Annotated in this window: 14 protein-coding genes; 4 read left to right on the top strand and 10 right to left on the bottom strand. The window is 60.7% G+C overall.

All coding sequences use genetic code 11. From position 1 onward, the window contains the following. Nucleotides 1-833 precede the first annotated feature (833 nt). From ACF8O7_RS27345 to ACF8O7_RS27325, 5 genes are all read right to left on the bottom strand, one after another. Complete coding sequence (locus ACF8O7_RS27345) at nucleotides 834-1,034, bottom strand: hypothetical protein (protein WP_392444949.1); 201 nt, start codon at nucleotides 1,032-1,034, stop codon at nucleotides 834-836. Nucleotides 1,035-1,078: 44 nt separating this feature from the next. After that, nucleotides 1,079-1,270: an H-NS family nucleoid-associated regulatory protein gene (locus tag ACF8O7_RS27340; RefSeq protein ID WP_392445115.1), complete on the bottom strand. Its 192-nt coding sequence runs from the start codon at nucleotides 1,268-1,270 to the stop codon at nucleotides 1,079-1,081. A 212-nt stretch (nucleotides 1,271-1,482) separates the two neighbouring features. After that, a complete protein-coding gene (locus ACF8O7_RS27335) occupies nucleotides 1,483-1,686 on the bottom strand; it encodes a hypothetical protein (RefSeq protein ID WP_392444946.1) in 204 nt (67 codons plus the stop codon). Between the two features lie 84 nt (nucleotides 1,687-1,770). Continuing rightward, nucleotides 1,771-2,370 (bottom strand): DUF4276 family protein, encoded by a 600-nt coding sequence (locus ACF8O7_RS27330; protein ID WP_392444943.1) that lies wholly within the window; start codon nucleotides 2,368-2,370, stop codon nucleotides 1,771-1,773. Then, nucleotides 2,370-3,533, bottom strand: coding sequence for an AAA family ATPase (locus ACF8O7_RS27325; RefSeq protein WP_392444940.1), 1,164 nt, complete (start codon nucleotides 3,531-3,533; stop codon nucleotides 2,370-2,372). Before ACF8O7_RS27325 ends, ACF8O7_RS27330 begins: the two co-directional genes overlap by 1 nt. Before the next feature lie 383 nt (nucleotides 3,534-3,916). On the opposite strand from ACF8O7_RS27325, the gene ACF8O7_RS27320 reads away from it, so the two are divergent. The 3 genes from ACF8O7_RS27320 to ACF8O7_RS27310 are packed head-to-tail and all read left to right on the top strand — an operon-like array spanning nucleotide 3,917 to nucleotide 4,687. Beyond that, nucleotides 3,917-4,099, top strand: coding sequence for a hypothetical protein (locus ACF8O7_RS27320; protein ID WP_392444936.1), 183 nt, complete (start codon nucleotides 3,917-3,919; stop codon nucleotides 4,097-4,099). Between the two features lie 43 nt (nucleotides 4,100-4,142). Then, on the top strand, nucleotides 4,143-4,334 hold the full coding sequence (locus ACF8O7_RS27315; protein WP_392444933.1) for a hypothetical protein: 192 nt from the start codon (nucleotides 4,143-4,145) through the stop codon (nucleotides 4,332-4,334). Further along, nucleotides 4,334-4,687: a hypothetical protein gene (locus ACF8O7_RS27310; protein WP_392444930.1), complete on the top strand. Its 354-nt coding sequence runs from the start codon at nucleotides 4,334-4,336 to the stop codon at nucleotides 4,685-4,687. Before ACF8O7_RS27315 ends, ACF8O7_RS27310 begins: the two co-directional genes overlap by 1 nt. Here ACF8O7_RS27310 and ACF8O7_RS27305 read toward each other — a convergent pair whose 3' ends face one another. Continuing rightward, the gene (locus ACF8O7_RS27305; protein WP_392444927.1) at nucleotides 4,688-6,010 is read right to left on the bottom strand and encodes a hypothetical protein; all 1,323 of its coding nucleotides are present in this window, start codon (nucleotides 6,008-6,010) and stop codon (nucleotides 4,688-4,690) included. A gap of 133 nt (nucleotides 6,011-6,143) precedes the next feature. On the opposite strand from ACF8O7_RS27305, the gene ACF8O7_RS27300 reads away from it, so the two are divergent. Then, a complete protein-coding gene (locus ACF8O7_RS27300) occupies nucleotides 6,144-6,365 on the top strand; it encodes a hypothetical protein (RefSeq protein WP_392444924.1) in 222 nt (73 codons plus the stop codon). Nucleotides 6,366-6,407: 42 nt separating this feature from the next. Here ACF8O7_RS27300 and ACF8O7_RS27295 read toward each other — a convergent pair whose 3' ends face one another. The 4 genes from ACF8O7_RS27295 to ACF8O7_RS27280 form a co-directional block, all read right to left on the bottom strand. After that, a complete protein-coding gene (locus ACF8O7_RS27295; protein WP_392444922.1) occupies nucleotides 6,408-7,085 on the bottom strand; it encodes a DUF6682 family protein in 678 nt (225 codons plus the stop codon). Between the two features lie 14 nt (nucleotides 7,086-7,099). Next, the gene (locus ACF8O7_RS27290; protein ID WP_392444919.1) at nucleotides 7,100-7,555 is read right to left on the bottom strand and encodes a hypothetical protein; all 456 of its coding nucleotides are present in this window, start codon (nucleotides 7,553-7,555) and stop codon (nucleotides 7,100-7,102) included. A 77-nt stretch (nucleotides 7,556-7,632) separates the two neighbouring features. After that, a complete protein-coding gene (locus tag ACF8O7_RS27285) occupies nucleotides 7,633-8,670 on the bottom strand; it encodes a N4-gp56 family major capsid protein (protein ID WP_392444917.1) in 1,038 nt (345 codons plus the stop codon). Nucleotides 8,671-8,696: 26 nt separating this feature from the next. Then, nucleotides 8,697-9,659 carry a hypothetical protein gene (locus ACF8O7_RS27280; protein WP_392444914.1) on the bottom strand — a complete coding sequence of 321 codons (963 nt, stop codon included), beginning with the start codon at nucleotides 9,657-9,659 and terminating at the stop codon, nucleotides 8,697-8,699. Nucleotides 9,660-9,669: the final 10 nt, after the last annotated feature.

Here is a 9,669-nt window from a genome sequence, read left to right as displayed (position 1 = left end):
AAACATGATCTAAAAGGAATTTCAATCCACGCGCCCTGCGAGGCGGACGACGGCTCGGCCGGCGACATCGCACTAGCCTACCTGTTTCAATCCACGCGCCCGCGAGGGGCGCGACGGGTAGAGGGAATCGAACCCTCGTATTCAGCTTGGTTTCAACCCACGCGCCCAAACGGGGCGCGACCCGGCTGCTGCTCAAACTGCCCACTCTGGCGATTGTTTCAACCCACGCACCCGCGAAGAGCGCGACCATTGCGATAGAGATGATGGTGATGATGAGGGAATTTCAATCCACGCACCCACAGGCGCGACTGCGTAGTTATATCGTAGTTGCGCCCCGCCAGCAGCCAAAGGGATCGCGCGAACCCTGGGCGGGGGCGTGGAGTGGTACGCTTTGGGCACTGCCGAGGAGGCAGCTCAGAAATACGTCGACTACAACCTCATCAAAGCCGAGCAGTTCTCTGCCGCATAGGCAGCTCAGAAAAGTTCAGGTGCTATGACAGCGACTGGCCCACTGTTCACTGCCGCATAGGCAGCTCAGAAAAGTTCAGGTGCTATGACAGCGACTGGCCCACTGTTCACTGCCGCATAGGCAGCTCAGAAAACTGCTGCTGCACGACCATGAGATCGATGTCGGTTCACTGCCGCAAAGGCAGCTCAGAATATGCGGGACTGGAACGTGATGCGTTCAGCCGGGTTCACTGCCGCAGAGGCAGCTCAGAAAGGATGGCACCATCATCATCAATGTCCCGGACGGTTCACTGCCGCACAGGCAGCCAGGTCCGCCCAGCGGGCCTTTTTCTTGCCAAGCAGGTGCCCATGGCAGGCACGCCCGGCTACTCGCGGCCCAGCTCGGCCAGCGTGTCCTGCAGCGTCTTGATCAGTCGTTCCACATCCTCGGGAGGCATATCGATCCAGGTCGTGGACACAGGCAGGCCTGCCGATGTCTTGGCCGTGTGCTTGAGGCCGATGAGCGTCTTGCCGCCCACAACGCTCGTGCGGACGCTGGTGAACTGAAGGAGTGGCGTGCGAGTCATGGCGCGATGGTGGCATGGAAAGCCCACTCATGGCTGACTGATGTTCAGACCTCAAAGGGCTTCCGATCTCGGCCCTCGATCCACCGAGGAGTCCGACCACGGCCCGTCCAGGTCTCGCCGGTCGTGGGATTCCGATACCGTGCGTTTGGGGGCGTGTTCAGTGCGAAGAGATCGCCGACTTTGAGATCGTGGTGCTTCACCAGAGCCCGTGCTGCATCAATCGCATCGAGCCTCATGGCTCCATAGTGCTCAGCGATCTGGGCGTCCAATGCAGCTTTCTCCTGCATCAGGGACTTGTACTTGCGTGACATGTGTTCGGGGCTCCGGCCAGAAATGTGCAGCGATCCGCACCTTGGTGGCAGAGGGGAATTCTCTACCCTCCTGAGGCACGACAAACTGCAGGCCGTGCTTGGAACAGGCCCAGAAACGGCGAAGCCCCAACTGCGCTTCATCCAGCCCCGCGCTTGGCTTCATCCTCCAGCGTGTGGATGTAGAAGAGGAGGCACTCCAACGCCGCCGCCTCTGGATCTCGGCCATGAAGCAGATTCTCCCTGGAGGAATCGTCAGGAAGAAACACCAGCAGCGTCTCCCCAAACGCCTCGTAGTCCGCGCTGTAGGTGACGCCGCTGCGGGTGATGGAGCACTTGAGCATGGGGAGCATTGTCCAAGGTGCAGGGCGCGCGCCACCAGCGCCCAGAAACGACGAAGCCCGCGCGGGGCGGGCTTCCTACTCTCACTACTTCCACTCTTTTGCGTCTCGACGTTTCCCAAGATAAATTTCATCCACTGCATAGGTCAACGGTCGAAAAGATGGGCAGCGCTGATAGATTTTCTTCAGATCCAGATGAGGAGCAATTAGCTGATTATGCGTAGCATTTGAATACCTCGGCTTGGCTCCATTTTTACATACTCGCTCGATTTCATTCTTGGGCTGTCTACACGACTCTGGAGTAACAACCTCCTTTTGCGCAGGTAGAGATAGAAAAACTTTACGGCAAGCATTAATATCTGCAAGTATCCAAGACTCTATCATTGAAATAGGCACTATAGACACAGCCTCGGAATCGCTACGAACGACAGGCCGAATTACTTTGTTATAGATCTCTTCATGCTTTTTGTTAGCGCAATAATCATCTGCATCGTGACAAACAATAACGGACTTTATGGTGCCAATATTTAAGAGAGCCTTTAACTCACGCGCGCCATCTTTCAACAACTCAGATCCAGATCCAAAACCCCTGCCTTTAATAGCCAAACTTTTATCACCGCAGAGCTTCCATATTATCTCTTTTAAAGTTAAAAAATCAGATCTATCTTCAGCAAGAATAGCAAACATTATCCCTCTATCATTGAAACGAAATTAAACAATGGTCCGTCACTGCGCAGATACTCGCACGCGGCCTCCAATTCATTGGCACTCAACTGCCTCACGGAAGTGCGATTTCCCACAAAATCAACAATACGTACTTCTTCTGGGTCAGATGCGTTCATCACTTCTGGGGAATGCGTTGCAACAAATAGCTGCCTTCCATCGGCATAAGCCCTAAGCATCGGAATAATCTGATGCAGCAAACCAGAATGGATTCCATCTTCAGGCTGCTCCAGCATGAAAACAGCGTCATCTTGATAAAAGAAATATACAAATAATTTAATTAATCGTCTAGTGCCAAATGAAAGATCTGTCCACGTTCTAGGCTCGTCGGAGTCGTAATGTTTAGGAAACCAGTTGAAAAGATGAAAACGAGGAACGTTTTTTTTATCTAGCGCCAAGTCAACGATTTCGAAAGATTTAATTATTCCAACATGAGAAAGCAGACTTATTACTTCATCAAACTTATCCTTGTTCTTGAGCTGCATATCAAGAAGCATTAGTTCAACCTGAGATGGATCTGAATTTGATAGCTCTCCACTTTTCTGCCACTGGACATAGTCCTGGTGGAGTGCGAAACGGGAAGTATTTTCAGATGATGGCGTATCCAAGTGGTTGTAGCTAACCTTACTAAGAAAGGCGTGAAACTCTTTTACTACTGCTGTGACGACGTGTGCTGGCAAAAGCGCCATAACGGCAGTACACGCCATTGACCTGTCGCCAACTGGGAACTGTGCGCCATCTATACCAACCTTAACAACACCATCTTTGCGAATAAAAATACGATCCTCTAGGCCATCCTGCAATCTTGCGGACAGGGATTCTTCCAAATGGTATAGGAACTCCGGGCTTCCATCCGCATTTTTGAACTCTGTCCTCAAGCCTACTTTATAGACAAGAGTTTTACCACCGATTTGCAGCTCCAGGCTTACTGCGGCAGGATAAATTGATCCCGGCTCTTCCTCGCTCAATTCGCCAGTTTTTACTTGTTTTGCAGCCCATGCTATTGCGCGAAAAATATTTGTTTTCCCCACTCCATTTTTACCGACAAAAACGAGAAAATTACTGAAATCAGAAATTTCAACATTCTCACAAGAGCGGAACTTTTCAATATAGATCTTTTTTAGCATTATCACTTTCGTAGTGCCACAACTCTTGCATATGACACGCGCCATGGGCGCAACGGTCTGAAGTGTGGCACACGACCACGTAGGTGATCCTTCGAACAGCCCTAAAAGGCACAGGCAGACCAGTCAATCTTCGCTGCTGTCGCGCCCTAGACACAACTTCACGTCGTCAATACGCAGTGGTCGCCGACCTGGGGCTCGCTGCGAAAGCTGACTCCGGCCCCCTCCCAGCCGCCCTGCTACATTCCGCCCATGCGCCCCCTCCTCTTCCTCCCCGCCCTCCTCCTGCGTGCCCCCGCCCTGGCCGACTGATTTCCCTGCGCCCTGGTCCACCTCGCCCCCATGCAGGCAGCCTACTGCTACATTGCGTCGAGGAGGTTCCACCTATGAGCGCCCCGGACATCAGAGCGATGGAAGACAGGCTGGACCATCTGCGAGCGAAGAAGGCCTTTGCAGAGGCGCAGCTCCAGGCATCCGAAGCCGAGGACCCTGAACTCGAACTGGATTTGCGCCGTATCGAAGGACGGATCGAGGTATTAGAGGAAATGCTTAGGGAAGCTGGGCATTGAGCCAATCCGCCTCCTGCTACATTCACTTTCAGGAGGAGCATCCATGAGCAGTGTGGCTACGGCGGAATGCGTTGAGCAGTATTGGCGCGAGGTTCGAATGCTGCGCGCTGAAGAGGCCCGAACCCTCCACCAGCTGGCAGCGCTGGAGGGCCAGCTGGAACAGCAGCACCAGCGGCTCAGGGAGATCCGGGAGAAACTCCTCAAAACTCACAAGCTCATTGAAGAGACCTCTTGATGAGATCTCGCTCCACGATCTTGGCGCTGTGCTTGGCTGCTGCAGGCCCCGCCCTGGCCGCCAACATGGCCACGTGCCTCCTCGACAAGCTCCCGGGCACGCAGAACGACGTCGCAGCCCAGGCGGTGTTCCAGGTCTGCAGCGCTGAGCACCCGGGCGGGATTCAGGCCGTGCCCCAGGGAGATGGCCGGGGCATGCTGGGGTTCAAGTCCGGGCCAGAGTGCACAGCGAAGAAGGCCGGGGACACGCGGAGCACCAGGGCGGCGGAGCTGATTGGGGTTGCGTGCAGGCGGCTGTATGAAAAGTCCTTCACCTACGAAGAGGCCTACGGCCTGCCACCCGCTCGCAACTGATCACACCGGATCGAAAGCCGTGCCGTTCCAGCGAGCTTGCCCTCGCGGGGTCTGGTAGATCTGGCCGCGCACTAGGCTTTCGCGCGACGGAGGCTGGCCGCCACCCTGCCCCATCGGCACCTGCTCCACCTGCCCCGTAGCCCTGTTGTGGCGAATGACGCTGCCCATCGAGGTCGAGCCGTCCAGGTTCTTGGTGGTCGGAGTGACCTTCACATCCCAATCGCTGGGGGTCTGGGCGCCCTCGATGTCCCGCATGTACTGCACCAGGCTGCGGCGCTTGGTCGGGTCCTGCTGCTGGGCCACCTGATTGCGCGCAGCCTCCACCAGTCGGTTCGTGCGGTTCGTGTATCCCTGCGTCTCACGGTCCATGTCCAGGCGCTGCTGAGTCAGCCCGGCCTGCATGCCGGCACGCTGGCTCTGACCCTGCTGCTCCATGGCTGCGCGCACGAGAGCATTGCCCTGGCGCATGCCCTCTGCCTGCAGACCTGGGGCGGCCTGCTGCAGCACTTGGTCAGTCGCCAGCATGGCCTGGTACTTCTGCACGGCGGGGTTGTTCTCGGCCCCACGACCGCCCCACTGCTGGGTGTTCTTGATGGAGCTGGCCGACACCTCGGCGTTGCGCAGCGCGTTGCGTGAGGCCCAGTCGTTGCCGCTGTGGGCAATGGCGGCCTGCACCAGGGGGTTGCCCAGCGAGGTTGACAGGCCGGGGGCGATGCCCTGCATCTGCGATCCTGGCGTGGCTCCGCTGGGCAGCGAGTTCATGGTGCCGCCAGGAGGCTTGCCGTTGATGGAGATGTCGCCGCTGATACCAGCGGGGCCGCTGTAGCTGTTGCCGTCGCGCGTGATGTTGGCCGGGCCAGAAGGTGCGGCAGGTCCAGGCATGGGCGCAGCTGCGGCTCCAGGGGAGCCAGGGGAGCCGGGCGCACTCGCCTGCTGCTCCATGGCCGCGGCCACGAGCGGATTGGACTGGCGCGTGATCGGGCTGGCGGGCGCTGGACTCTGCGCGCCGGCAGCAGTGGCCAGCGCAGCACCGCCGCCCACCACGGGCGCATAGGGTGCAGCAGCCTGGGCGGCCTGGCCCAGCCCCGACATGGCTGGCTGCGATGCACCGAAGGCCCGCGCAACCAGGCCAGTACCACGCAGCGCAGCGCCAGGGATGCCGCCAGCACTGGGCAGCGCGGCCAAGTTGCGGCCAAAGTCGTTGTTCAGGGGATTGTTCTGGGAGCCGTCGGGCGTGGGCGCCTGCGGATTGCCGCCCACCGGAATCTGGTTGATCAGCGCGTCACGCCGCTGGGCTGCTTCGAGGAGGGGATTCGTGGCCATGAGTGTTCCTTGCGGAGTTGCTCATGGCAGTGTGCGGATATGCTGTCGGCGCGTCGAACCCCAGTGGGGGTGTCGCAAGGAAGCCGTAACTCAAGCGCTCTATGCTATTTGCTCCACAACACAGGAATTTGAAATGAGCAAATTTGAACCGCAGGATTTGGCCGCAGCCGAGTTGGCAGATCGCTACATCGAAATTGTGCTTTCTACAAAGCCCGAATTGCTAATAGCCCCAATGTCAGGCACTGACAATTTAAACTACGTTCAGCAAGCCGCGACAGCATTGACCTTCTATCGTGCAAGTTTGATTCAGCAGCTGTCTCAGCAACCACTCGCACCATCTGAGCTTGACGACTGAGCGTCGCGCAATAAAACACAGCCCGCATTTCGCGGGCTTTTTTTACGCCAGCGGCCCCGGCACACCCACCTCGCGCGAGCGCACCCATTCTTCATTCCGCCCGCTGGCCTTGCGCCCGAACTCCGCCTCGAACTTGGCCAGGGCCACGGCGGCCTTGGCGTCGTTGTGCATGTCGGTGTCCTCACGGCCATAGGCCCGGTACAGCATCCAGTGCACCAGGGCGAAGTGCAGCTCGGGCCGGATCTCTGGCTTGTCCACGCAGGCGCGCATGGGCTTGAGCGGTAGGCGCTGCACCGTCAGGCGCAGCTCACCGTCTGCTGCAGGCCTGGGCCACAGGTGCAGCTTGCCAGTGGTCATGCCGGCCACCAGGCGCTGAGGCACGTCCTGGCGCTCCTGGAACTGCCAGCCCGGGTGGTAGCAGTCCATCTCGTCCACCGAGATCTCGCCGACCTCCTGGCCGTTGATGAAGGCGCGCAGGATGCGCACCACCCTGCTGTCCAGATCCACCGTCTCGGCGCCGGCCAGGAAGGCGATGCGGCACATCGGCGAGACCGAATCGCGCAGGAGCTGGCCACGGCGGCAGGCTTCGACCTGGGCCTCATTGGCGTAGATGGTCAGCAGCTCGTCGGTGCAGAAGACATCGCTGTCGCCACCGCCGACGGCCCGGCCCTGGTCGAGCGCGTCGGCCCGGTACTGCTTGATCAGGTCGTTGAGGGTCATGGCGGGCCTTCAGGTCAGGACGCGAGGATCGAACGCAGCCAGGCCTGGCCCAGTCGGTTGTCGTCGCGGTTCACCTGGAACGGGTAGCGCAAGCTGTTGATGGGCTGCACCACGTTCATGCGCTCGCCCAGGCGGTCGTCCAGCTCCTGGTCGTAGCCGGTCTCCTTGGCGCGGGCCAGGCGCTCGACGAACTTGCGCTTGACCACAATGGGACGGTTGCGGCGGAACATCTGGATGACGCCGTTCACCGAGACCTGCACGAACGGTGCCTCGTTGTCGCGGCCGCCGGACAGCACCGTGACCATCACAGGCTCGTTCATGAAGGCTTCCAGCTCGGCATCCTTGAGCGTCACCGGGCTGTCGATGATCTCGGGCGAGAAGTCGGGCACGATGCCGAACTCCATGGGAGGCGTGGCGCCCAGGTACTCGTTGGTGGCGTCCAGTTCATTCTTACGGGGGGTGGTTGCCATGGTGTGGCCCTTCTTCAGTCTGGAGAAAGAGCCCCGAGGCGGCGCGGCGGCAGCCCCGGGGTGGTTCGCCTATCGGCTTACAGGGCAGTCACGCCCGCCTCGGCCACCGCCATCCAGCCCTCGTTGAGCATGGTGCAGGCCATGTAGAACTTGGCGCCCACGTAGCCGCGCTGGCCCAGCGGATCGCTCTTGTCCTTCACCCCGGGCGGGATGTAGGTCGGGTCGATGGAGTCGGAACCACGCAGTGCCAGCTGGCCCCAGGCGTCCTCGCCGACCATGATGAACGGGTAGACGTCCACGTTGGTCGCGCCCGTCAGGCCGGTGCTGCCGATGGCTGCACCTGCGCCGGCATAGGGCGCCAGTTCCGCGCTGGTGATGAAGCGGAAGTTCTCGCAGGAGCCGATTTCCTGGGTGTGAACCGGCTTGCGGCTGCCGTAGGCACTGACGTGCGTGAAGCCCGGCAGATCACGGATGTCAGCCTCGGCATCGGTGTGCACGAAGACCAGGTAGCTGGCTTCCACGGGCTTCGTGGCGACCATCACCGAGGGAGCCAGGATGCCCGTGATGCGCTTGGCATGGTTGGCCTGCAGGTTGCGGCTGATCTTGCGCAGCAGGTTCAACCCAATCTTCGCGTTCACGGCTGCACGGCTGGCGCCACCGCCCGCGTAGAACGCATTGGTGCAGGCCTTGAGCACGCCGTAGCGGATCATCTCGCGCACCAGGGCAATGCGCTCGCCGCACTGCTTCTTCATCTCGGCGGGCACGTCGTCCTCGTACGTGTCCACCGTCTGGTCGGTGAGCTGGTAGAGGCAGCCGTACTGCTTGATGGTGACCTGGATGTCCTGCGGCACCAGCGTGTCAGCGCCGGGCGTGACGCCTTCGGTCAACTCGTGGGCCACCGGGTCCGCCTCGGGCCGGTTGCGGGTGTTCCAGTCCGTGTTCGCTGCACCCCAGGGGAGGTAGCGGCGGTGCACGATGGTCTTGCCCTGGTTCTTGGGAAGCGCGCGCTGCTGGCCAGTGATGCCCAGCACCTCGTTTATTACGGCATGACCAAGGATGTCGCCCTTGATCTTGCCAATCCGCGGCGCCGGGGTGCCGCTCTCAAATTGAGCCATGATGTTCTCCTTCGGGCTTGGCTATGTCAGCGCTGGCCCACGGTGGCCTGGAAGGCGGCCAAAAATTCTTCCTCTTCGGTGGGCGCGGTCTGGGGACGCGGCGCGTTGCCGCTGGGCGTCACGGCAGCCTTGAGCCGCTGCTGCCCCTTCGCGGCCTTGTCGGCGGCGGCGGAGCGGGCAGCGGTCCACTGGTCGTACTTGCCGATGACAGCGCCCAGGCTGTCAGCAGTGCCCGCTTCCGCGAACTCCTGCTGCACCTGCTCCCCCTGTGCGGTGAGCCACAGGTTGAATTCCTGCGAGCCCACCTTGTCGCGCCAGCCTGTGTGCATGCGGTCCAGCACGGCCAGCTCCAGCGCTGCAGGGTCATGCTCGGCCGGGGCTGTGTGCTCGCCACCCGTGGCCACGGGCTGCTGCACGGGAGCCGGCGGGGCTTCCTGGCGTTGTTGCTGGGGCGTGATGCCCAGGGCACGGACGTAGTTGGCAACGTCGGGATAGTCCTTCTCGAACTGCTGCAACTCCGGGGGCAGCTCGGGCGCCGGTGCTGGCGTCGGGGCTGCTGCGGGAGGCGGGGCTTGCAGGCGGCTGTTGAGTTCGCCGATCTTGCCGTTGGCCTTGCGCAGTTGCTGCTCGAGGGAGTCCACCTTGGCGGCGCTGCCCAGCAGGCGCTGCAGCTCGCTGCGCTTGTAGCCCTCGAACACCACCGGGTCGTCCTCCGCAGTCGCCTGCCCCGGCTGGGCTTGCTGCCCCTCGGGAGCGGGCGGAGCGTCAGCGCCGTCCTGTGGTGCATCGCTGGCCTGAGGCGCTGCGGCTGCGGGCGCTGGTGCGGGGGCTTCTGCAGGTGCCGGCGCGGGCGCTGCACCAGCCTCGGCCGTTGCATCCGAAGATGCTGCGGCGGGGGCCGGCGGCGGCTCCGTTCCGGTCACGCTGGCAAAGGCCTGCTCGAAAGCTGCCCGCTCCTGCGCCTGTTCCTGCTGTTGTTGCGGATCCATGCGTCATGCA

This window comes from Delftia sp. WSY_16, assembly GCF_043104415.1.
Lineage (GTDB): Bacteria > Pseudomonadota > Gammaproteobacteria > Burkholderiales > Burkholderiaceae_C > Comamonas > Comamonas tsuruhatensis.
The sequence above is the reverse complement of the archived record's forward strand: the minus strand, read 5'-3'. Positions and strand labels throughout refer to the sequence as shown.